Source organism: Bizionia myxarmorum, from assembly GCF_008086205.1.
Classification (GTDB): domain Bacteria; phylum Bacteroidota; class Bacteroidia; order Flavobacteriales; family Flavobacteriaceae; genus Algorimicrobium; species Algorimicrobium myxarmorum.
The window spans coordinates 269,263-292,493 of the sequence record NZ_VSKK01000002.1; the positions used below are offsets into that span (position 1 = coordinate 269,263).

Here is a 23,231-nt window from a genome sequence, read left to right on the forward strand (position 1 = left end):
CTTGTATTTGTAGGTAACAGGTTTTTTCTGTTACGGCAATTTTTAGTTTTAACCTATGTTTAACACATCTTTCATCGTGAATACGCCAGTTTTATCTTGGAGCCACTCTGCGGCAATAACAGCGCCAAGGGCAAAGCCTTCACGACTATGTGCTTCATGTTCAATAGTTATAGTATCTGTTTTACTGGCATAAGAAATAACATGTGTGCCAGGAACATTATCTATGCGTTTAGCTGTAATAGGAATGGTGTTTTCTCGTCTAGAAACTAGGTTCCAGTCTGTATAATGAATGTGTTCTGCAATAATACCTTCGGCCAAACTTATAGCAGTGCCACTTGGTGTGTCTAGTTTTTCAGTATGATGAACTTCTTCCATGGACACTTTATAGGATTCCAGTTTAGACATCATTTTTGCTAATTGTTTATTCAATTCAAAAAAGATATTCACGCCCAAACTGAAATTAGATGCATAAATAAAAGCACCGTTTTCTTCTTGACAAATAGCTTCTGCTGTTGAGTAATTATCTAACCAACCTGTAGTTCCAGAAATAACAGGCACGCCTTGTTTAAAGCATTTTACAATATTAAAGAAAGCGGCGTTCGGCACGCTAAAATCAATGGCAACATCGGCTGAAGTAATATCATAACCATCTTCATCATTGGTTTTAATAACAATGTCATGACCGCGCTCAATAGCTATTTTTTCAATGGTTTGACCCATTTTCCCATATCCTAATAGTGCGATTTTCATGCTTAAAATTTATAGTTAACTGTTATGCCTAAATCACCTTTATTATCAAATTCGTTAATCTTATAATGAGGCGTAACGGAAAGATTGTCATCCACATTATATTGTATTAAATGTGCATCTACGTTCGCATCAATAATATTCAGCGCATAAATTGCAATGGTTACTAAAAGCGATATTTCACGATTCCGACTCAATGTTTTTTGAGCTTCACGTAAACCATCGTCGTTGATTGTTCCATAAAATTCGTCATTAGTAAAACCAGCTAAACGACTTTTATAGGCAGATCTATACCGTTTGTATTCTTTATTATTATCTAAATAAAAATAAATACCAATTCCCATACCCGCATAAACAATAGGAATTTTCCAGTATTTTTTATTGTAAGCTTGGCCTAAGCCTGGAAGTACTGCGGAGTAAAATGCGGCGCGAGCTGGATCTAATGGATCAATAGGTTCTGCAAAAACATTTTTAGCTTCTACTTTAAGTTTTTCTGGTTTCGGAGTTTTGACTTCTTTTTTGTCGTCAGGATTTTCATCCTCTTGAGCCCAAGACGAGCTGCAAAAAGCGCATACTAAAACAAACGCTATGGCAAATTTATTTAGCACCTTTTACCAGTTTTAGAATACGATTAAAGTCTTCTTCGGAATGAAAAGGTATTGAAATATTACCTTTTCCATTTTTTGAAACTTTAACGTCAATTTTATGTCCAAAATATTCCGAAAAATCTTGCATTCCATTTTTTACAAATGTGGGAATTTCTTGTTTTTCTTTCGGTGTTTTTACTATTTTTTCTGTCTGAAAATCACGTACTAATGTTTCTGTATCCCTTACTGACAGTTTATTGCTAATTATTTTTTCATAGATATCTAATTGCGTTGATAAATCTTCAATTGCAATTAAAGCACGACCATGACCCATAGATATAAAACCATCGCGCATGCCTGTTTGGATAATTGGATCCAGTTTTAGTAGACGCAAATAGTTGGCAATTGTGGAGCGTTTTTTCCCCACACGATCGCTCATTTGTTCTTGAGTCAGATTTATTTCGTCAATTAAACGTTGATAGGATAAGGCAATTTCAATTGGATCTAAATCTTGACGTTGAATATTTTCAACTAAGGCCATTTCAAGTGACTCTTGATCGTTCGCAATTCGAATATAAGCTGGAATGGTTTTAAGACCAATCAATTTTGATGCTCTAAAACGGCGTTCACCTGATACTAATTGGAAGGTGTTGAAGTCAATTTTCCGAACGGTAATAGGTTGAATAACGCCCAATTCTTTAATAGAAGAAGCGAGTTCTCGTAACGTTTCCTCGTTAAAATTAGTTCTAGGTTGAAAGGGATTTATGTCAATAGATTCAATATCCAATTCCACAATATTACCAATAACCTGATCGGCATTTTTGTCCTGAATGGAATTTATATCATTGGAAGGATCTTTTAATAAAGCGGATAAACCTCTGCCTAAAGCCTGTTTCTTGGTAGCCTTCGCCATGTTTTAGGAGTTTTTATTTATTATTTCTTTAGCCAAACTTAAATAATTCACGGCACCTTTACTACTAGCATCATAATTAATAATGCTTTCACCATAACTAGGCGCTTCACTTAAACGCACATTTCGTTGAATGATTGTTTGAAACACCATATCGTTAAAATGCTTTTGAACCTCTTCAACGACTTGATTGGACAAACGCAAACGGGAATCGTACATGGTTAAAAGTAAACCTTCAATATCTAATTCTGGATTATGGATTTTTTGAACACTTTTAATGGTATTCAATAACTTGCCAAGTCCCTCTAAAGCAAAGTATTCGCATTGAATTGGAATAATAACAGAGTGTGCGGCTGTTAAAGCATTTAAAGTAAGTAAGCCCAAAGATGGGGCACAATCAATTAAAACAAAATCATAATCGTCAACAATATCGCCTAATGCTTTTTTAAGCATATATTCTCGTTGTTCTTTATCGACTAATTCAATCTCAATAGCAACAAGATCAATATGTGCGGGAATAATATCAAGATTTGGTGTATCGGTTTTCATAACCGCTTCTCTCGCTGTGTTGGTATGCTCAAGAAGTTGATAGGTTCCTATTTCTATCGTATCCACATCAATACCCAATCCAGAAGTAGCATTAGCTTGTGGATCTGCGTCTATTAACAGTACTTTTTTCTCGAGCACGCCTAGGGAAGCAGCTAAATTTATAGATGTGGTTGTTTTTCCAACACCTCCTTTTTGATTAGCTATTGCAATTATTTTACCCATTAATTAAATTTGTTTAATTAGTTGTAAAAATACAATTATTTGCGGTTATAGAAAATGGAAGTTGTTAACAAATCTAAAAAAGCGCCAATACGTTTCAGCTGCTTGATTATGAATAATATAAATACTTTCTATAAAGAGTATGGGGGAGACTGTGTTCCACATTTTAAATTTTCCGACCCATTCGATAGCCTTTATCTCTCTAATTTAAAAATTTAGTGTTTTAGATTTAAGTACTTTTTTTTGAAATTTATATAATTAATTAGGAGAAATTTCATGAAATTGATCTATTTATTTTGAAAAACTTATTATATATGCTATTTTGGAAAATTGTAAAAACTGATAAATATCATAAAACAAACTATGTTAGTTATTTACATTTGTAGCGTAACTAGGATATTAGTATCCGAGTTGCCAAAAATAAAAACTAATTTATTATAACTATTATGAAGACACTAAAGACCATCAAACAGCTTTTTTTGCCCATGCTACTTTTAGCATCATCAGTCCTTTTATTGGGTTGCGTTAATGATGACAAAAAAACGAATGAAAATTCGGCAGACATTGCTGTAAATCAAGAAATGATTGCAGAATTAACGTCACCACCACACGTTCCTACGCCAATTGGGGCAAGAAAAGCCAAGAAGCTTATTGTTAAAATGGAGATCCTTGAAGAAGAAGGCGAAATGACCGACGGCGTTAAATATATGTATTGGACATTTGGCGGAACTGTTCCAGGAAGTTTTATTAGAACACGCGTTGGTGATGAAGTAGAATTTCACTTACAAAACCACCCAAATAACAAATTGCCACATAATATTGATTTACATGCGGTAACAGGTCCTGGAGGCGGAGCAGAGTCTTCGTTTGTAGCGCCAGGTCACTCCAAAGTATTTTCTTTTAAAACGTTAAACCCTGGATTATATGTTTACCATTGTGCAACGGCTCCAGTAGGAATGCATATTGCCAATGGAATGTACGGATTAATATTAGTTGAACCAGAAGGTGGTTTAGCGCCAGTAGATAAAGAATACTACATCATGCAAGGTGATTTTTACACCAAAGGAGCAAACGGAGAACGTGGATTACAACCTTTTGATATGCAGAAAGCTGTTGATGAAAGAGCGGATTATGTAGTATTTAATGGAAGTGTTGGTGCGCTAACAGGTGATAACGCTATTACGGCTAATGTTGGCGAAACCGTTAGATTATTTGTTGGAAACGGCGGACCAAACTTGGTGTCATCTTTTCACGTAATTGGAGAAATTTTTGATAGAGTACACGTTGAAGGTGGCGATTTAATAAATGAAAATATTCAAACGACATTAATTCCTGCAGGTGGAGCGGCTATTGTAGAATTTCGTGTGGATGTTCCTGGTAGTTTAATTATGGTGGATCACTCAATTTTTAGAGCCTTTAATAAAGGTGCTTTAGGGATGTTGAAAGTTTCTGGAGAAGAAGATAAGAAAATCTATTCTGGTGAAATTCGTGATGATATTTATTTGCCTGAAGGTCCTGGTATTCAAACTATGCCAACTACAGATGAAATTGTAGAATCTGAAATTCCAGCTAAATCTTTTGAAGAGCAAATGGAATTTGGAAAACAAGCTTACATGCAAACGTGTTTTGCTTGTCACCAAGGTGATGGTCAAGGTATAGCAAATGCGTTTCCTCCATTGGCAAAATCAGATTACTTAAATGCAGATGTAGATCGTGCTATTAGTGCCGTTCTTCATGGATTAACTGGAGAAATTACCGTAAATGGCAACAAGTATAATAGCGTTATGACCAGACAAACCTTATCTCCTGATGAAGTTGCAAACGTATTAACCTATGTTTATAACAGCTGGGGTAACTCTGGAAAAGTGGTTACGAGAGACATGGTAATGAAAGTAAAAAACAAAAAATAATTTAAAATGAAAATCCAAGCCTTTAGACTGCTGCTTATTTTATTAGTTTTTCAATCTGTTGTTCACGCGCAGTCTGAAGGCATGGTATTCATAAAAGGTAGTCGCTATATTCCTTTATATGGTAGAGATTCTACCGTTGTGGAAGTGAAAGATTTTGAAATGGATGTGTATCCGGTTACGAATGCTGAATATGTCAAGTTTGTTTCTAAATTTCCGAAATGGCAAAAATCCAATGCCCTAAAATTATTTGTAGATAAAAGTTATTTATCTAACTGGAAAAATGATTTAGAACTAAAGGATTCGGAATTGCCAAATAGTCCCGCAACTTATATATCTTGGTTTGCAGCAAAAGATTATTGTGAATGTCAAGGAAAACGATTACCAACGGTTGATGAATGGGAATATGCTGCTATGGCAGATGAAACCACTAAAGATGCCCGCGTTAAAGCATCTTATAATGAACAAATTTTAACTTGGTATGAAGCACCTAGATCCAATGAAAACACCATTGGTTTAAACCCAGAAAATGTGTGGGGTGTTCAGGATTTGCACGGTTTAGTTTGGGAGTGGACTATTGATTTTAATTCGGTTTTAATTACAGGCGAATCCCGAAAAGATGTAGATAAAGATAGTGATCTTTTCTGTGGAAGTGCGTCTCTAAATGCAACCGATTTAATGAATTACGCTGCCTTTATGCGCTATGCTATTCGCGGAAGTTTAAAAGCGAAATATTCTATGAAAAATTTAGGATTTCGTTGTGTAAAAGATATAATCCAATAAAATGAAGATGAAAACACTAAAATATATGTTGGTTGCACTTTTTACAGTTGTAGCCTTACAAAGTTGTAATTCTGATAAGAAAGGTAATCAAGATATTGCTGAAGTTTACCAATGTCCAATGCAATGTGAAGGCGATAAAACCTATGATGAACCAGGAAGCTGTCCCGTTTGTAAAATGGATTTAGAAGTAATTAGTCAAGCTTCAAAAACGTTAGCTGATGATGAGATTTCAGAAGAATCTATTTTCAACCTAACCTCTAAATGGCGCACCGAGGAAAATAAGGAAATTCTACTCGCCGATTTAAAAGGTAAAACACTGGTTATGGTTATGATTTACACGTCTTGTAAAGCAGCCTGCCCAAGATTAGTTGCCGATATGCGTAGTATTGAAGCGAAACTTCCTAAAGATAAAATTAAGGATATTCAATTTGTTATGGTTAGTATCGATCCAGAAACAGATACGCCAGAACGTTTAAAAGCGTTTGCTATAGAAAATTTTATGGATGATGAGCAGTGGATGTTTCTTCAAGGTACAGAAAGTAGTGTTCGCGAGTTTGCCAATGTATTATCTATGAAGTATAAGGAAATTTCACCAATTGATTTTTCACACTCTAATATCATTTCAGTCTTTAATGCTAAAGGTGAATTAATGCATCAGCAAGAAGGTTTAGGGGTGGATAATAAAGAGACTATAGCCACTATTTTAGAAGTAACACCTTAAAACAAATGACTTCACACGTGAAAGAAATCACGTGAAAATATAAACAGAACAGATGAAAAAATTACTACTTGTCATGCTCCTCGGAGTTGTGAACCAGACCCTTTTTGCTCAAAATTTCGAGATTTCAGCAGAAATTAGACCGCGTTTTGAGTATAGAAATGCCTATAAAACCTTAAGTGTGGATTCTTTGGATGCAGCATCTTTTGTATCCCAAAGAACCCGATTAAACTTGGCTTATGGCAGCGAGAAAATAAATGCCTATCTAAGCATTCAAGATGTTCGCGTTTGGGGAGATGTGCCAACCTTAAATGCTGCAGATGCTAACGGAACAGCCATTCATGAAGCGTGGGCTGAATTGTTACTAACACCTGAATTTTCCTTAAAATTAGGTCGTCAAGAAATTTCTTATGATGATCAGCGTATTTTTGGCGCAGTAGGTTGGGCACAACAAGCTAGAAGCCACGATGCTTTATTAGCTATCTATAAACCTAATGCCAATAATCATTTTGAAGTTGGTTTGGCACTAAATGCAGCTTCAGAAACGCTTTTTGAAACGAATTATACTTTAAATAATTACAAATCGCTTCAATATGTTTGGTATCATACCAATTTATCATCTGTTGGGATAAGTCTTTTGGCTTTAAACAACGGATTGGCCTATTTGAAGGATGGAAAGCAAGACGTAGATTACAATCAGACTTTTGGTGGCCATGCTAATTTTGCTAAAAATGCGATTAGTACACAAGCTTCAGCTTATTTTCAAACTGGAAAAATAGCAAATCAGAATGTTCAAGCTTATAAAGTATCAGTTAACGGATCTTATAGTTTTGCAAATGGCTTAAAACCAGGATTGGGTGTGGAATATGTGTCAGGAACAGATATGAATGCCAGCAATTCAGACGTTAAATCGTTTAATCCTTGGTATGGAACTAATCATAAATTTAATGGTTGGATGGATTATTTTTATGTGGGCAACCATATTAATTCTGTTGGTTTGATTGATGTTTATGCCACTATCAATTATACAAAAGATAAATTTTCAGTATCATTAATTCCGCACATGTTTTCTTCGGCAGCAACTGTTGTAAATGGATTAAATGAAGAAATGGATAGCTATTTAGGAACAGAAGTAGATCTTTCCATAGCATATAAATGGACTAAAGATGTTAATTTTGAAATAGGCTATTCACAAATGTTCGCCACAGAAACCATGGAGGTTTTAAAAGGTGGAAATGCTAGCGCAACCAATAATTGGGCTTGGGCTATGGTAACTATAAAGCCAGGTTTATTTAAAACAAGCGTTAAGAAAAATGAATAGCCCTAATTAGAGTTCGGTTTATAATTAGGGATTTTTCATTTATTTCCAAAATTCATCAGCAAGGTTATCTTCAAAAGATTCCGGCTGGTGGATTTTTGCTATATGCTGAAGTTGTTCTTCAGTTGCTGCTTTCTGTATTTCTGGAAATAATATGCGTTCTTCAAAACGGATATGCTGTTCCAATTCTTCTTCAATTTTACTTAAAGATTTTTCCACTTCAGTATCATCAGAGAATAAACGTTTTAGGCGTCTATGATCTGCCATGGCTTTTTTTACCAATTCGTGCTCTGAATCTAAAATAGAAAATATTTCATTTTCCTCTAATTCAAAATGTGGTATTAGGTGATGTTCAAAAAACCAATCTGCATAGGTTTTCATGCGTTCTGCCGACACTTCTTTGCTAAAGCCTGCTCGTATTTTCCAAGATAATAAAAGACCATGATGATGCTCACGGCTTAATGGTTGTAATGCTTTATGGCGTTTAAGGGGTTTGGATTCCATAGTGTTTTTGATTTATATAACTCATTAAAATTATAGCAATGCTTAATGGTAGCAATATGCTTGCTGAAAATAAAAGGATGTAATAATTAGGCATTATACCAAGGTTAAAATAATAGAATGCACCTTGAATAAATAAAAGAGCTTCTGTAAAAATGAAGCCTAGCAAAAATAAGTATAAGGCCGCAGATACCAAAGCCGTTGGCATAATAGTTTTAGACTGTAATAGGAACGCAAATAAAAATCCGCTAATAACGCCCAACATGGCCAGGTGTATAAAACCTATTATTAAATTGTGATGTTCATATAATTCCGAGGCTAATTGCGGGATAATTGAGAGTGTTTGTAAAGTCGTTTTTAAGATAAAACAGAATAGTGCAAAATAATACATACGCTTAATTACTGGCAACGATTGTTTTTGAAATATCCGAAATGGTAGTTTAACCATTCTTAAAAAATAATACAGAGAAACCAATTGCAATAAGATTCCAACACCATTTATCCAATACAGTAATGGATGATTTGCAAACCATTGAATGGGTAATGCAAAGGTTAAAACGGTGGATACAATCAGAAATTTAAAAAATAATTGCGAATCTTTGGATGGTTGAATTTTTAATTGATAGAACATGATGGCTAGAACTGCCAGAAGAAACCAGCCATTAAATTGAAAATTCAGAAAAAACTGAATCGCAATTTGATAAAAGGCGGATGCTGGACCTAAAATACTCACGGCTGGACCTAAACACCAAACCCCCAATGTGGAAATGGCCATGAATAGGAGAGATGCCTTTACCAATTGTCTAATAAGTATGTTTTGAATATGCATATCTTTCCAAAAACGATAGGCAAAGTAATAGCTGCAAAAAATATGTAGGGTTGAAAAGCTAATGGAAATCGCCGTATAACCTTGAAACGGAAAACTAATCATCATTCCCATAACGGCTATTTGGGTTAGCCAAAATAATTTGATGTAAATAGACTTTATATCAGGTATGAAATAGTGGGCAAAAAAGGTGTAAAGCATTAAATAAACCCATCCCAACATGGCAACATGCGAATGGGCATGTGTAAGAAATCTGTAATTAAAAGAAACTGAACTAACAAAGGTGTAACGCAGCGTTAAACCCATAAGTGCAGCAATAAGAAAATTAAATAAACAGGTTAATACAAGTTTTTTGGGCATTAAAAGGGCATTAGAATTTAAAAAAAGCACTTCTCTAATTGAAACCATAACTTACAATAAATATTCCCTCTAATAAAATACTTATTTATAAAATTGAAAAGAGAAGTGCACCAATAAACAACTTTTAAATTCTATTAATATTATTAAACTGGAAGTTAATTGGGAGTTTAACTTCCAGTTTTTGAAAACAACATGTGCTATTAACTATTCAGGAAAAAAGCGTTGCTCTAATTTAGCAGCTTCAGGGAATAATATGTTATTTTCTAAATGTATGTGTAAGTGTAAATCTTTTTCAAATTCATCCAACATGGCAAAAGTTACTTTGTACGTATTACAACCATCAGCTGGCGGTGTATAATTGTTGGTAAGCAAAGCAATTTTTCTGAAACGATCACCTTCATTTTCGTGTTCGGCCATCATCATCGCTATAGGATTTCCTACCGTTCCAAAATGTGGTTTGTCTAGTTGCTCACCAGCTATAGATGTTTTCACCATTTTCTTAATGTATGGGAACAATATTAATTCTTCTTTCTTCATATGCGCTGAAAGTTCACCAGCACAACCTGTAAAAAGTTCATTTATTTTGAATAATTCAGGATGACGTTCGCCATGAACTTTACATAATTTATCTAAAAATTGACGTAATACAGGAATTTTTTCTTCCACATAGCGGTGGTGTTTTTTCTCAACATATTCGGCTAATAAATCTAATGGCCAAGATTTGTAATCAATGGCATCGGTTCCTTTTGAATTTAAAATAGCATCTAATTTATCCAAAAGTTCATTTGGGTTAACGCCATTTTTATCGCAAACTTCTTCAACTGTACGATGGCCTTTGCAACAGAAATCTATACCATAGTTACTAAATACGGCTGCTGTTCTGAAATCATCAGCAACAAATTCGCCAATTGGTCTGCTTAAGTTTTTATGTAATGTTTCCATAAGGTTTTGTTATTTCGGATATTTTTATCCTATTTAAAATTAAATTTTTTTTATAGTTTTAATAAGTTCTTTTTTAAGTTTTTAAGAAAGATATACCTGTTTTAATATCTAAAGCCAGCTCTTGCAGGTTGGTGGTTTCCAGCATGTGCTTTAAACCATTTCTTATGTCAATAAATTTTTCATGCACAGGGCAGGGATGGTTCTCATCACACGTTTCTAATCCAAGTCCGCAGCCGTTGTAAATTTTATCGCCATCAATGGCGCGAACAATTTGCTCTAATTTAATATTCGCAATATCTTTCTTATCAATTTCAAAACCACCATGTGCACCTTTAACAGAGTTAATGATGTTATGGCGCACTAAATCTTGTAGTATTTTAGCAGTAAAAGCTTCCGGCGAGGCTATTTCTTTCGCAATTGCTTTTAAGCTCACACGCTGTTCTTGGTAAGAGTTTAAGGCAATAAATATGGAGGCTTTAATGCCATATTCACAAGCTTTAGAAAACATAGTTTTGTTTTATGGTACAAATATAAAACTTATTTTCAATTCAGACAAATTTATCCGAATTAAAAATAGGTTTTTTAAGATGTTTTATTGGAGTAATAAGAACATCATTTATTTGATCTATTAATACTAAATAATATTTTGAATTTAATGATTTTTACGCGTCTATTAAAATCAATCGGTTAATTTAAATTGAATTCCAGAAACGCCGTAGCTTTGTTCCGCATTACAAGAAATTAAAGAATCGAATAAGTAGCATGCTATTGCTCATAGAGAAAATGGCTAATCATTGTCAATAGTTTATGACTATTCAATAATTAAAATTTCTAAAATGGTAATGGCAGCTTCACTAATTTTAGTTCCTGGACCGAAAACAGCAACTGCTCCAGCGTCAAATAAATATTGATAATCCTGTTTTGGAATAACGCCACCAACAACTACCATAATATCCTCACGACCGTAACCTTTTAAAGCTTCAATAACTTGAGGTACCAACGTTTTGTGTCCTGCGGCTAAAGATGACACCCCTAAAATATGCACGTCATTTTCAACTGCTTGTTTGGCGGCTTCTTGAGGTGTTTGAAATAGCGGACCAATATCCACATCAAAACCAACATCGGCATAACCTGTTGCCACAACTTTAGCGCCACGGTCATGACCATCCTGACCCATTTTTGCAATCATAATTCGGGGTCTTCTTCCGTCTTGTTCTGCAAATTTATCGGCTAAAGCTTTCGCTTTACTAAAGGATTTATCGTCTTTAATTTCTTTACTATACACGCCTGAAAAAGATTTGATTTGTGCTTTATACCGTCCGAAAACCACTTCCAAGGCATCGCTAATTTCACCTAAAGTGGCGCGTTCTCGTGCGGCTTCAACGGCCAAAGTTAATAAATTTTCTTGATTTGATTTGGCTGCTGCCGTTAAACTGGCCAAGGCTTCTTGGACTTTTCTTGAATTTCTTTCGGCTTTAATTCGGTTTAAACGTTCAAGTTGCGAAGTTCTTACCGTTTGATTATCCACTTCTAAAGTTGAAATTGGCGCTTCTTCTGCTAATCGGTATTTGTTGACACCTACAATAATATCTTGACTAGAATCTATTCGTGCTTGTTTTCTAGCCGCTGCTTCTTCTATACGCAGTTTAGGAATTCCTGCTTCAATAGCTTTGGTCATGCCGCCTAGTTCATTTACTTCTTCTATTAATTCCCAAGCTTTTTCAGCAATGTCGTTTGTTAACCTTTCTACATAATAGCTTCCCGCCCAAGGATCAACCGTTTTGGTGATTTGGGTTTCTTCTTGTAAAAAAATCTGGGTATTTCTGGCAATTCGCGCTGAAAAATCTGTGGGTAAAGCAATGGCCTCATCTAGAGCATTGGTATGTAAACTTTGGGTGCCACCAAAAGCAGCTGCAGAAGCTTCAATACACGTTCGGGCTACATTATTAAAAGGATCTTGCTCGGTTAAACTCCATCCAGACGTTTGGCAATGGGTTCGTAAGGCCAAAGATTTTTCATTTTTTGGATTAAAAGGTTTTATCAATTTAGCCCATAACATACGAGCAGCACGCATTTTGGCAATTTCCATAAAATGATTCATGCCAATAGCCCAGAAAAAAGATAGGCGTGGTGCAAAGGTGTCGATATCCATGCCGGCTGCCAGTCCTTTTTTTACATATTCCAATCCATCGGCTAGAGTATAAGCTAACTCAATATCACACGTTGCGCCTGCTTCTTGCATGTGGTATCCAGAAATACTAATGCTGTTAAATTTGGGCATATTCTTACTCGTGTATTCAAAAATATCTGAAATAATTTTCATGGAAGGCGTTGGCGGATAGATATAGGTATTCCTAACCATAAATTCCTTCAAAATATCATTTTGAATAGTACCTGCTAAATCTTTTATATCAACACCTTGCTCTTCAGCTGCAACAATATAAAAGGCCATGATGGGCAAAACGGCGCCATTCATGGTCATGGAAACGCTCATTTTATCGAGTGGAATTTCATCGAAAAGGATTTTCATATCCTCGACAGAATCAATGGCTACACCAGCTTTTCCTACATCGCCAACTACGCGTTCATGATCAGAATCATAGCCACGATGCGTGGGTAAATCAAAAGCAACCGATAAACCTTTTTGTCCTGCCGCTAAATTGCGCTTGTAAAAAGCATTACTATCTTCAGCTGTAGAAAAACCAGCATATTGTCTAATAGTCCACGGTCTAATAACATACATAGTACTGTATGGGCCGCGCAAATTAGGTGTTATTCCCGCCACAAAATTGAGGTGCTCCAAATTGGCAATATCTGCTTTTTGATAAACGGATTTTACTTGGATATCTTCAGCAGAATCGAAGGTTTCAAAACCCTCGTTTTTCACTTCTGATTCTGCCGATTTTATTTGAATATGTTGAATGTCTTTCCGACTCATAAAAAAAGTTTTTATTTAGTTGAAGCTTAAATAATGTAAAATTTAAGGGTTTACATTGCTTTTGTCAACTACTGGTTTTGCCTTTATTTAACAAACTGGGATAATGGAAAATTTTATTACTATTTTCATCATCATTTATACATTTTATTCTGTTTTTAGTCGTGTCTGTTCTATACTTTCGGCTAGGCGATTTTCAATAATAGGTTGCAGTAATGTTTTTCTAGAATTCATTTTTACAAAAGGAAACAATTCCAATTCACTAGCCATTTTGTCGGTTGTGTTTGGATGTTTATTAGTTCCTAACAGTGTTATTTTTCCAGAATCAAATTGTGCTTGTTCTTTTAGGGCACTCTCTTTTATTTTTCGTTGAATAATCCCTTCTTTTAATTGTACTAAAAATCCGCCATTGGCTTCAATATCTTTAAAAAGTGCCAATCCTTTTTCAGCTAATTCATCTGTTAAGGTTTCAATATAATAAGAACCTTCAGGAGGATTTTTAACCTGATCAAAATGACTTTCATGTTTTAAAATGAGCAATTGGTTACGCGCAATCCGATCACCAAATTCATTGTTTTTGTGGTAAATGGCATCATAAGGCATATTATAAATAGTATCTGCACCACCTAAAATAGCACTCATGCATTCCGTTGTGGTACGAAGCATGTTGGTATTGTAATCGTAAATTGTTTTATTGCGTTTGGTAGGCGTTACAAAAATATGGCATTGGCTATTAAAGCCATATTCTGATGCAAGCGTTGCGTGTAAAAGACGAAGTGCTCGAATTTTAGCGATTTCAAAAAAGTAATTAGATCCAACAGCAAGTTGAAAAACTGGTGTTATTTTTTCTTTCTCTTCCGGTGTTAATTCAGCGTTTAAATGATTGAAATATTCATTGATATGCGCCAATGCATAAGCTAATTGTTGCACCATATTAGCACCTGCATTTTGATAAAGTGCTAGATCAATACTAAAAGTATTTGACTGTTTTACAATGCTTGTGAAGGTTTGATGATCCGCATTCAAAGTAGAAAACCAATTTCCAGAGCGTGCTAAATTCCCAATAATATCCGTTAATATGATTAGGTTTTCAGAGTGTCCTAAATTCTGAATTTTTTTGGTGAAATCCTCTGATAGAAACTGTAATTCAAAGAAAACAATAGTAAGCTTTAAATCAATGTTTCTTAATAATTTTTCAACAGATACACTTTCTTCAGGAATAATAAATTTAATGCGTTCTGCACCATTTTTTAATGCATTTACGGCAATACCGTTGGCAACATCTACCTTTTGGACAAAAATAGTCTGGCAAATATTCCAAGATGTGTTTGGAATGGTTTTAGTTGAAATGTTTTCTAAAGTATCGTGATGATAAAAAGGTTTTACATTAATGCCTTCGTTGGATTGCCAAATTAAGGTGTCATTATAATCCGCACCTTTTAAATCGGCTTGTATTTTTTGCTTCCATTCTTTGGCAGAAATTTCAGGAAACATATTAAATAAAGATTTAGTCATTTTTGTTTTCTTTTAGAATACTATCTTGATATTCAATAATAAAGATTTCTTCATTTTCTTTCTTCATATAGTATTTTTCACGCGCTAATTTTTCAACGCCCAAAACGTTACTCAAAGCTTTAATAGCTTTTCGGTCTTTTACAATCTCTTTTGAATAATACTCTTTTTCGGTTTCTAATTCGTCTACTTCTATATTTAATTCGCGATGAATTAAATAAGAATTGGCATCAAAAAATAACATCCAAACAGCAAATACCCCAAATATTAATATAAAAATATTTTTGAAAGGTTTTAGGTATTTGTGATTTAACTTGGACATTATACTAAACGTTGATTGATGATAGATTTAACAATATCTACAGCTACGGTATTATATTTATTATTCGGAATTATAATATCCGCATATTCTTTCATAGGCTCAATAAACTGTTGATGCATGGGTTTTAAGGTGTTTTGATATCTACTTAAAACTTCATCTAAATCGCGTCCGCGTTCTGAAATATCGCGTTTCAAGCGGCGTATTAAACGCTCATCACTGTCCGCGTGAACAAATATTTTAATATCAAACATAGCGCGTAATTCCGGGTTTGTTAAAATTAAAATACCTTCTACAATCATCACTTTTCTGGGATGCGTTAAAATAGTATCGCCCGTTCGGTTATGTTTTATGAAGGAATAAACAGGTTGGTGAATGTCTTTTCCGTCTTTTAAATCTTTTAAATGAGATTCTAATAACTCAAAATCTATGGATCTTGGGTGATCGAAATTAATTTTCACACGTTCGTCTAAAGATAAATGCGTTGTATCTTTATAATATGAATCTTGCGAAATTACACCAACTTCACCTTCCGGTAGTTCCTGAAGGATCTGATTGACAACCGTTGTTTTTCCGCAACCTGTTCCACCAGCAATACCAATAATAAGCATGTATCTTTTTTTAGTTATGGTGACAAATTTAGTTATTTACAATGTAATTTTTCGGTTGTATTATTGAAAGTTCTTTAAGCCAGACTAATTTATTTTTTTTCTAGGAATTATTTTTACAATTCCTAAATTTTCAATCCCAACATAAATATAGCCATCCGGACCTTGCACAATAGCGCGCACGCGGCCTAAACCGTCTAATAAACGTTCTTCATTTATGATTTTGTTACCATTTAAGTAGCAATTATCAAGATACTGAAATTTTAAGGAACCCACCAATAAATTACCTTTCCATTCTGGATACACATCACTGCTAATAAATGCCATGCCGCTTGGCGCAATAGAAGGATCCCAATAATGAATAGGTTCTGTAATACCAGGTAAAGTTTTATTGACCGTAATTTTTGTTCCTGAATAGTTTTTGCCATAGGTAACAAGGGGCCAACCGTAATTTTTGCCGGCTTGTATAATATTAATTTCATCGCCACCTTTCGGACCATGCTCATGACTCCAAATAGCTTGCGTTTCGGGATTAACAATCATACCTTGAGGATTGCGATGCCCATAAGAATAAATGGCTTTTATGGCATTTGGTGTTGAAATAAATGGATTGTTTTTAGGAATGGTACCATCAGCATTTAAGCGGTATATTTTCCCGCCGTCCCTAGTTAAATCCTGCGGATTAATATCGCGCTCGCCGCGATCACCAATGGAGAAAAACAAGTAACCTTCTTTATCAAATACAATTCGAGAGCCAAAATGCTCACCTGCCTCTGTGTTTGGTGATGCTTTATATAAAAGTTGAAAGTCTATCAATTGGGTGCCATTAAGTTTTGCTCTGCCAATAGCTGTGTGTCCACCTTTTCCAGAACCTGCTGCTGAAGCATAGGAAAAATAGATCCATCCTGTATTTTTGTAATCGGGGTGAAGGGCAATATCCATTAAGCCACCTTGTCCATATACGTGAATTTCAGGAAGACCTGTGATTTGCGTCTTTTTGCCGTTTTTAAAATGAATCAAAACACCTTTTCTTTCTGTGATGAGCGTAGAACCATCAGGCAAGAATACAAATCCCCAAGGAACGTTTAAATCGGGTACAACTATTTCATAGGAATGGGCAGTATTTACAGGATTTTTATCTTGTGCACAAGCGAATAGATTAATAAATAAGATAAAAAACAGGAGGTAAATTGGTGATTTCATGGCGTGTATATTGGAACTATAAATTTAAAGAATTTTTATGGCTTGTATTTAAAGAAAAGCTATATATTTGCACTTCTGTTTCAAACTAATATTTTGAAATGGAAAAAGATAACCAATTCGGGGTGTAGCGTAGCCCGGTTATCGCGCCGCGTTTGGGACGCGGAGGTCGCAGGTTCGAATCCTGCCACCCCGACCAATTAAGCCTAAAATCTGTAAGATTTTAGGCTTTTTTTTATGGCAACACGTCTCCGTCAAAGACGAGCGAAAGTGTTGCCATAAAAAAAAGCCACAAACTGCGAAAGCAGTTTAGGCTTGATTGAGCAACAAACCCATTACAGGATCACCGCAGGTAATCCTATAAATTAAATCCAAACCCTTGAATGCTATTAAGCTAATCCAATCGCCGTCAAAGACGAGCGAAAGTGTTGCCATAAAAAAAGCCACAAACTGCGAAAGCAGTTTAGGCTTGGTTGAGCAACAACACCTGGACAGGATAACCGCAGGTAATCCTTTAAAGTAAAGCTAATCCAATCGCCGTCAAAGACGAGCGAAAGTGATACCATAAAAAAAGGAACAATCTGCGCTAGCAATTTAGGATTGACTGAACAACAATTAATTCGAAGTTCCATCAAAAAAATCTTTCAAAGTCTGTATTCATCATTAAATTTTCAACTGAATGCAATCAAGATAATATTCTTAAAATTTTATAAATAAATTCATTTATGTTATTGTATTTCAACTGTTATCTTAAAAAATAATAAACGTTAATATTATAATAAGACGCCTTTCTGATATGGTATTCCGACTAATAATTGTTAGTTTTGTGGAAATTTAAATTAAATTAAACATATTTTTTATGAGTCATGTAAAAGAAAATGATACGGTAAAAGTTCATTATACAGGAAAATTAAGTGATGGTCAAGTATTTGATAGCTCTTCAGATAGAGAGCCATTGGAGTTTACGCTTGGTCAAGGGATGCTAATTCCTGGTTTTGAAAAAGCCGTTTTAGAAATGAAAGTTAACGATAAGAAAACCGTAGTAATTGATAAAGATGAAGCTTATGGCGATGTTCAAAAAGAACTTTTCCATGAAGTGAAGAAAGATCAGTTACCACAAGATATTAAACCAGAAGTTGGAATGGGTCTAGCATCTAAAAATCCTGATGGAACAGAACACCAATTTCGTGTGTCTGCTGTTAATGATGATCATATTATTGTAGATGGAAATCATCCATTGGCTGGTCAAGAATTGACATTCGATTTGGAATTAGTTTCTATCCAATAGTTACCTAAACATAGTATATAGCCTAAAAGCTTGAGTTCGCTCAAGCTTTTTGCATTTTAAATGTTAAATTAAATGTAATTAGGATGCCTATTTGGAAATTCTGTAGTATACTATAATATCACAAAATTTTAATATTGAATATCGGTTATATTTCTTAAATTTATGAATAGAAATCTATTGACTATCAACACTTTTAAAAACATCTTTTCAGATGTTCAAATTTTATAAACAAATTATTAACTAAACAATTAAATTATCATGAGAAGCGAAAGTAATGCATTATTAGGATTATTAGCAGGAACAGCTATAGGAGTAACTTTAGGAATATTGTTTGCTCCAGACAAAGGATCAAAAACACGTCAACTAATTGCTGATGAAGCAGCGAATGCGCGCGACAGGGTAAGTGAAAGTGCACATAATCTTCGTGATAGAGTGGCGGACACGGTAATAAACCAAAAAGCAAATTTTGACGACCAATTAGAATCTATTGTAAGCAACGTGAGTCATAAAACGGACGACGTTATTACTAGTTTAGAGAAAAAATTAAGTGAATTGAAATCTAAAAATAAAAAGTTCCAAAAATCGTAATTGAATGAACGTATTCGAAACTATAAGTGATACAACCGGTAAAATGGCCGATTCTGGAGAAACCTATATAAAAAAGACTCAAGAGTATTTAAAACTTAAGGTTTTTCAACAATTAACTGTATCCGTCAGTCTAGTCGTTAAGGCACTAGCAGTTGGTGGGTTATTTGGAATAGGATTGCTTTTTTTAGCTTTTGCAGCGGCATTAGCAATAGGAAAGTGGTTAGAAAATGAAGCGCTCGGCTATTTGATAGTTGGTGGTGTTTTCCTAATTTTAACTTTGATAATTTACTTGTCAAGATCTGCGATTAATAATATGATTATAAAACGCTTTTCTTCTAAATTTTTTGAATCATAAATTATGAAAAACTACAAAACATTTACTGAAATAGAAACGGATTTAAAGCGGTTGAAACTAGAGCGCCAAATTGCTTTGGAAGAATTGAAATGGCTTAAATCAGAATTTAAGGAAGATATTAAACCATCTAATTGGTTTGGAACAACTATCAAGTCTGCTGCCAGGCGAGGTTTGTATAATATTCTAAACAGATTCGTTAAATAATTAGCAAAAAAATTTTTTAATTAAAATCCATACCTAACCGTATGGATTTTTTTTTGATTTAATTTTTAATTGTAAATGGATTACGATAAGCTTTTATTTTATTGTGTCATTTCACGCGTTGTCTAAACTGTAAATTTGAGTTGAACAATTAAATACACGAATATGAAAACTTTAAAAACAATGATGGCAGCTTGCCTACTATTTATAACAGTTGGCGCTACGGCACAAAATGACCATGATCAAAAAATTATGAAAGATGCTGAAAATGCTAAAGCCATGCTTATGAAAAAAGATGCGGGTTTTGAAAAATTCTTTAAAAATGCCTCTGGTTATGTTATTTTTCCTAACGTTGGTAAAGGCGGTTTCATTATCGGTGGTGCCAGCGGAAATGGTGTTGTTTATGAAAAAGGAATTGCTATTGGTATGGCCGATTTAAAAGAAATTAGTGTTGGTTTTCAAGCTGGCGGACAAGCTATAACGGAAGTTATATTTTTTGAAACGGATGCGGCTTTAGCCGAATTTAAAGAAGGTAATTTTGAATTTGCAGCAGAAGCTTCAGCTGTAATAGCCGATAAAGGTGCTTCAAAAAACGCAAACTATAGTAAAGGTGTTGTTGTTTTTGCTATGCCTAAAGCAGGTTTAATGGCAGACGCTTCAATTGGAGGACAGAAATTTTCATTTAGTCCTTTTAAAATGTAAATTTTAGGTAATAAGAACTTTAAAAAGGCTGGCTTTTAGTCAGCCTTTTTTATGTAAATTTAAATTGTGATATTTGTAAATTGGTCGTTGAGATACTCTAAAATCTAGAATTTAAAATATGATTCCCGAAAAAACTGATTCCTTTAAATTTAAACATCTACCATCCCTTATTGTTGAAACGTATAAGAAATGGGATGCCAATGATCCTTTTCGTTTAAGTGCGGTTGTGGCCTATTATGCCGTTTTATCTTTGCCTGGTCTTTTAGTAATTATAATTAATTTAGTAGGTGCTGTTTGGGGAGTAGAAATTGTTCAGGGTCAATTAACGGATGAAATTTCTAGTGCCTTGGGCAGTGATGCCGCAGAAGCTATCCAAACCATGATGGTGGAAACACAAAACAGTGAAAAAAGTGCCTTGGCTACTATTTTAGGTATAGGAACATTAATTTTTGGTGCTACTGGTGTATTCTACCATTTACAATTGTCCTTAAATCAAATTTGGAATGTAAACTCGGAGAATAGCATGACTTTTGTGAAAATGCTAATAGATCGCGCGCGTAGTTTTGCCTTTATTTTAGCAATGGGTTTCTTATTGCTTATTAGTTTCTTGGTAACCACAGCTATTTCTGTATTAAATGGCTATATAAAAAGTTTGTTTCCAGATTTAATAGTGTACATAGCTTTTGCTTTAGATTTCTTGGTATCTATAGGTATCATTACGCTCCTTTTTGCCCTCATATTTAAGTTTTTACCCGATGCTAAAATCAAATGGAAAACCGTTTGGATTGGTGCTATTATAACGTCAGTTTTATTTGTTTTAGGAAAATTCCTTTTAGGTTTATATTTTGGTCAGGCTAATCCAGGATCCACTTATGGTGCTGCAGGAACTATAGTCCTTATTTTGCTTTGGGTCTCTTATTCCTGTTTAATTTTATTTTTTGGTGCGCAATTTACATATGTTTACGCCAAACGTTATGGCTACGGTATTACACCAAGTGGTGCTTTAAAGGAAGAAGCAAAATTAGATTAAGCATCTTTTGCTTTCATACTTATGTTTAATTCAATCTTATTATAACCAAAGGCTAAACTATATTAAATATATTATTGAAGTTGTAATAAAAAAAATATCCCTAGAATAATTTCTAGGGATATTTCTTAAGTGTTTACACCAACAATGGCCTACCACTCATTAATTTCTTTTTCAATATTTTCACGCGTTTGTCCAGTTTTCTCTTGAAGTTTACCTAACATTTCGTCAAATTTTCCTTCAGAATACTTTAAATCGTCATCTGTAAGTTTACCGTATTTTTGTTTAAACTCACCTTTCACTTGTTTCCATTTTCCTTCTAATTGATCCTTGTTCATAATCTTATGTATTTAATTAATACTCGTTTATTGTTATAACAAAAGTAATGCATAATAGTACTGAAAATGAGCTCTATAAATAAATTTTTTGCACCAATAAATTCTGGCGCTTATGTAAATAAATGCATAATTTATTGGATTGTGTTAATCTAATTCATTGGTTTGAATCATCTTTGAACTGTTGAGTATTATGATCTTCTATTGTAGAATATTGAAACTTAAATTGAAATTTTATGGATATTCCAAGTGTAAAAAATGAAGATCAATACGAAGCCTTGCGCGAAAAAGGATCGCGAAAAAGGATATAGTATAGAGAAATCTGCTAGAATTGCAAATACGCCAAACTCCGGTAAAAAAGGAGGCCTATCCAAACCGCATGAGGAACGGAAAAAAGAAAAACTATACGAACAAGCTAAAAATGTTGGTATTGATGGGCGTTCCAAAATGAGTAAATCAGAATTAATTTTCGCCCTTCGTAACAATTAAATCCTATATTTATAACAACTATTAATCACCACATATTGTATGAATGTTATTCCACCTAAAATTATCCGTCAGTTATTCTTATTACTGATGATTGTGTTAGTTTGCTCTCTAATATTTCGCGAAATGCTGCCCTATCTTGCTGGAGTTTTGGGTGCCATTACGCTTTATGTTTTAATGCGTAAGTTTATGAGTAAACTTGTTAAAAGAGGCTGGAACTCTAGTCTGGCAGCATCGTTTCTAATGCTTATATCATTCTTTGCAATTCTACTTCCCATTGCTGGAGCAGCCCTAATGTTGGGTAATAAAATTAGTCGTGCCGTAGAAAATTCAGAAAAACTCACCAAATTAATTAAAGGACAATTAAAGGTAATTGAAAATCAATTTGGTTACGACTTAACATCGCAAATTGATGCATCCGCAATTTCTGGATGGCTTTCAGAAAATTTACAAAGCTTTGCCGGTGGAACCTTTAATACGTTTATAGGCATTTCTATAATGTACTTTTTACTCTTTTATATGTTAACCAATAGGAGAGAATTACGTGAGTCTTTATTGGCATATATTCCGCTGAATAGAGACAATTTGAAACTAGTAGGAAAGGAAATGCATTCCATGGTTCGTGCTAATGCTATAGGAATTCCTCTTGTTGCTATTGCTCAAGGTTTGGTAGCACTTATTGGGTTTTTAATTTTTGGAATTGAAGATCCATTTTTTTGGGGTGTTATAATCACCATTGGTTCTATGGTACCATTTGTAGGTAGTTTTTTAGGGACTATACCCGTATTTATTATTACGCTTTCTAGCGGTGATACATTTGCGGCTTGGGCAATTCTAATCTACGGAATTGTAGTTGTTGGTGTTACAGATAATGTAATTCGTTTATTTGTTCTTCGAAAGTTAGATGATGTTCATCCATTAATCACGTTAATTGGTGTTATAATAGGTATTCCACTTTTTGGATTTATCGGATTAATTTTTGGACCCTTATTATTAAGTTTATCCATTGTTATTATTCGAATTTATAAACAAGAATATGGCGGTAAACGTCATAAGATAGAAGAAATTGAAGAAAAGGTGCCTGAAAACACATAAATACAATCAATTAGATAGCTGTGAGAATTATGGCGCCTGAAATAATTTTAAGAATCTTTTAAAGTTATTTTGGGCTTTATAATTTCTGAAATTCACAAAAGAATTTTTTTAGATTTTCTGTGAGTTTTATGTCAGAATTATTTCAAATAAAAGTGCTAAAATTCTTCTATTGCATCAATTTTTTTGGGGATAACGTCCGTTATTATTTACATT

Annotated in this window: 25 protein-coding genes, 1 tRNA gene and 1 pseudogene; 13 read left to right on the forward strand and 14 right to left on the reverse strand. The window is 34.2% G+C overall.

All coding sequences use genetic code 11. The features are described 5' to 3' along the window. Positions 1-48 precede the first annotated feature (48 nt). From dapB to ES674_RS10250, 4 genes are read right to left on the reverse strand one after another with little or no spacing between them, the layout of a single operon-like run. A complete protein-coding gene (dapB, locus tag ES674_RS10235) occupies positions 49-750 on the reverse strand; it encodes a 4-hydroxy-tetrahydrodipicolinate reductase (protein WP_148403941.1) in 702 nt (233 codons plus the stop codon). Between the two features lie 2 nt (positions 751-752). After that, entirely contained in the window at positions 753-1,355 is a 603-nt protein-coding gene (locus tag ES674_RS10240) for a DUF5683 domain-containing protein (protein WP_148403942.1), read from the reverse strand. Then, positions 1,345-2,247 (reverse strand): ParB/RepB/Spo0J family partition protein, encoded by a 903-nt coding sequence (locus ES674_RS10245; protein WP_148403943.1) that lies wholly within the window; start codon positions 2,245-2,247, stop codon positions 1,345-1,347. Before ES674_RS10245 ends, ES674_RS10240 begins: the two co-directional genes overlap by 11 nt. A gap of 3 nt (positions 2,248-2,250) precedes the next feature. Then, positions 2,251-3,015 (reverse strand): ParA family protein, encoded by a 765-nt coding sequence (locus ES674_RS10250; RefSeq protein WP_148403944.1) that lies wholly within the window; start codon positions 3,013-3,015, stop codon positions 2,251-2,253. Positions 3,016-3,458: 443 nt separating this feature from the next. Between ES674_RS10250 and nirK the strand changes: the two genes are divergently transcribed. The 4 genes from nirK to ES674_RS10270 are packed head-to-tail and all read left to right on the forward strand — an operon-like array spanning position 3,459 to position 7,741. Beyond that, complete coding sequence (gene nirK, locus ES674_RS10255; protein ID WP_148403945.1) at positions 3,459-4,922, forward strand: copper-containing nitrite reductase; 1,464 nt, start codon at positions 3,459-3,461, stop codon at positions 4,920-4,922. A gap of 6 nt (positions 4,923-4,928) precedes the next feature. After that, on the forward strand, positions 4,929-5,702 hold the full coding sequence (locus ES674_RS10260; protein ID WP_148403946.1) for a formylglycine-generating enzyme family protein: 774 nt from the start codon (positions 4,929-4,931) through the stop codon (positions 5,700-5,702). Positions 5,703-5,709: 7 nt separating this feature from the next. Further along, positions 5,710-6,423 carry an SCO family protein gene (locus ES674_RS10265; protein WP_246126019.1) on the forward strand — a complete coding sequence of 238 codons (714 nt, stop codon included), beginning with the start codon at positions 5,710-5,712 and terminating at the stop codon, positions 6,421-6,423. A gap of 52 nt (positions 6,424-6,475) precedes the next feature. After that, the gene (locus ES674_RS10270; RefSeq protein WP_148403947.1) at positions 6,476-7,741 is read left to right on the forward strand and encodes an alginate export family protein; all 1,266 of its coding nucleotides are present in this window, start codon (positions 6,476-6,478) and stop codon (positions 7,739-7,741) included. A gap of 39 nt (positions 7,742-7,780) precedes the next feature. Here the strand turns inward: ES674_RS10270 and ES674_RS10275 are convergent, their stop codons facing one another. The 9 genes from ES674_RS10275 to ES674_RS10315 form a co-directional block, all read right to left on the reverse strand. Next, positions 7,781-8,242, reverse strand: coding sequence for a hemerythrin domain-containing protein (locus ES674_RS10275; RefSeq protein ID WP_148403948.1), 462 nt, complete (start codon positions 8,240-8,242; stop codon positions 7,781-7,783). Further along, complete coding sequence (locus ES674_RS10280; protein WP_148403949.1) at positions 8,223-9,425, reverse strand: hypothetical protein; 1,203 nt, start codon at positions 9,423-9,425, stop codon at positions 8,223-8,225. The genes ES674_RS10275 and ES674_RS10280 overlap by 20 nt, the downstream gene beginning before the upstream one ends. 204 nt (positions 9,426-9,629) lie before the next feature. Further along, positions 9,630-10,367 carry an iron-sulfur cluster repair di-iron protein gene (gene ric, locus ES674_RS10285; RefSeq protein ID WP_148403950.1) on the reverse strand — a complete coding sequence of 246 codons (738 nt, stop codon included), beginning with the start codon at positions 10,365-10,367 and terminating at the stop codon, positions 9,630-9,632. Positions 10,368-10,440: 73 nt separating this feature from the next. Further along, positions 10,441-10,875 carry an RrF2 family transcriptional regulator gene (locus ES674_RS10290; RefSeq protein ID WP_148403951.1) on the reverse strand — a complete coding sequence of 145 codons (435 nt, stop codon included), beginning with the start codon at positions 10,873-10,875 and terminating at the stop codon, positions 10,441-10,443. 303 nt (positions 10,876-11,178) lie between these two features. Further along, positions 11,179-13,305 carry a methylmalonyl-CoA mutase gene (scpA, locus tag ES674_RS10295; protein WP_148403952.1) on the reverse strand — a complete coding sequence of 709 codons (2,127 nt, stop codon included), beginning with the start codon at positions 13,303-13,305 and terminating at the stop codon, positions 11,179-11,181. Between the two features lie 144 nt (positions 13,306-13,449). Further along, a complete protein-coding gene (locus tag ES674_RS10300) occupies positions 13,450-14,817 on the reverse strand; it encodes a methylmalonyl-CoA mutase subunit beta (protein ID WP_170234000.1) in 1,368 nt (455 codons plus the stop codon). Further along, complete coding sequence (locus ES674_RS10305; protein WP_148403953.1) at positions 14,810-15,136, reverse strand: FtsB family cell division protein; 327 nt, start codon at positions 15,134-15,136, stop codon at positions 14,810-14,812. The genes ES674_RS10300 and ES674_RS10305 overlap by 8 nt, the downstream gene beginning before the upstream one ends. After that, positions 15,136-15,744, reverse strand: a complete 609-nt coding sequence (gene udk, locus ES674_RS10310) for a uridine kinase (RefSeq protein WP_148403954.1) — start codon at positions 15,742-15,744, stop codon at positions 15,136-15,138. Before udk ends, ES674_RS10305 begins: the two co-directional genes overlap by 1 nt. Positions 15,745-15,828: 84 nt before the next feature. After that, positions 15,829-16,944 (reverse strand): PQQ-dependent sugar dehydrogenase, encoded by a 1,116-nt coding sequence (locus ES674_RS10315; protein WP_148403955.1) that lies wholly within the window; start codon positions 16,942-16,944, stop codon positions 15,829-15,831. Positions 16,945-17,062: 118 nt separating this feature from the next. Here ES674_RS10315 and ES674_RS10320 point away from each other — a divergent pair. From ES674_RS10320 to ES674_RS10350, 7 genes are all read left to right on the forward strand, one after another. Continuing rightward, positions 17,063-17,140 (forward strand) — tRNA-Pro (locus ES674_RS10320). 660 nt (positions 17,141-17,800) lie between these two features. Continuing rightward, positions 17,801-18,229 (forward strand): FKBP-type peptidyl-prolyl cis-trans isomerase, encoded by a 429-nt coding sequence (locus tag ES674_RS10325; RefSeq protein ID WP_148403956.1) that lies wholly within the window; start codon positions 17,801-17,803, stop codon positions 18,227-18,229. 258 nt (positions 18,230-18,487) lie between these two features. Continuing rightward, positions 18,488-18,817, forward strand: a complete 330-nt coding sequence (locus tag ES674_RS10330; protein ID WP_148403957.1) for a YtxH domain-containing protein — start codon at positions 18,488-18,490, stop codon at positions 18,815-18,817. A gap of 4 nt (positions 18,818-18,821) precedes the next feature. Next, positions 18,822-19,172 (forward strand): hypothetical protein, encoded by a 351-nt coding sequence (locus tag ES674_RS10335; protein WP_148403958.1) that lies wholly within the window; start codon positions 18,822-18,824, stop codon positions 19,170-19,172. Positions 19,173-19,175: 3 nt separating this feature from the next. Next, positions 19,176-19,376 (forward strand): DUF6327 family protein, encoded by a 201-nt coding sequence (locus ES674_RS10340; protein ID WP_148403959.1) that lies wholly within the window; start codon positions 19,176-19,178, stop codon positions 19,374-19,376. Positions 19,377-19,538: 162 nt separating this feature from the next. Beyond that, positions 19,539-20,075, forward strand: a complete 537-nt coding sequence (locus ES674_RS10345) for a lipid-binding SYLF domain-containing protein (RefSeq protein WP_148403960.1) — start codon at positions 19,539-19,541, stop codon at positions 20,073-20,075. A gap of 118 nt (positions 20,076-20,193) precedes the next feature. Then, on the forward strand, positions 20,194-21,105 hold the full coding sequence (locus tag ES674_RS10350) for a YihY/virulence factor BrkB family protein (protein ID WP_148403961.1): 912 nt from the start codon (positions 20,194-20,196) through the stop codon (positions 21,103-21,105). A gap of 149 nt (positions 21,106-21,254) precedes the next feature. On the opposite strand, the gene ES674_RS10355 is transcribed toward ES674_RS10350, so the two are convergent. Next, positions 21,255-21,440 carry a CsbD family protein gene (locus ES674_RS10355; protein WP_148403962.1) on the reverse strand — a complete coding sequence of 62 codons (186 nt, stop codon included), beginning with the start codon at positions 21,438-21,440 and terminating at the stop codon, positions 21,255-21,257. A 233-nt stretch (positions 21,441-21,673) separates the two neighbouring features. Here ES674_RS10355 and ES674_RS10360 point away from each other — a divergent pair. Next, a pseudogene (locus tag ES674_RS10360) lies at positions 21,674-21,926 on the forward strand (DUF7218 family protein). 39 nt (positions 21,927-21,965) lie between these two features. After that, on the forward strand, positions 21,966-23,018 hold the full coding sequence (locus tag ES674_RS10365) for an AI-2E family transporter (protein WP_148403963.1): 1,053 nt from the start codon (positions 21,966-21,968) through the stop codon (positions 23,016-23,018). Positions 23,019-23,231: the final 213 nt, after the last annotated feature.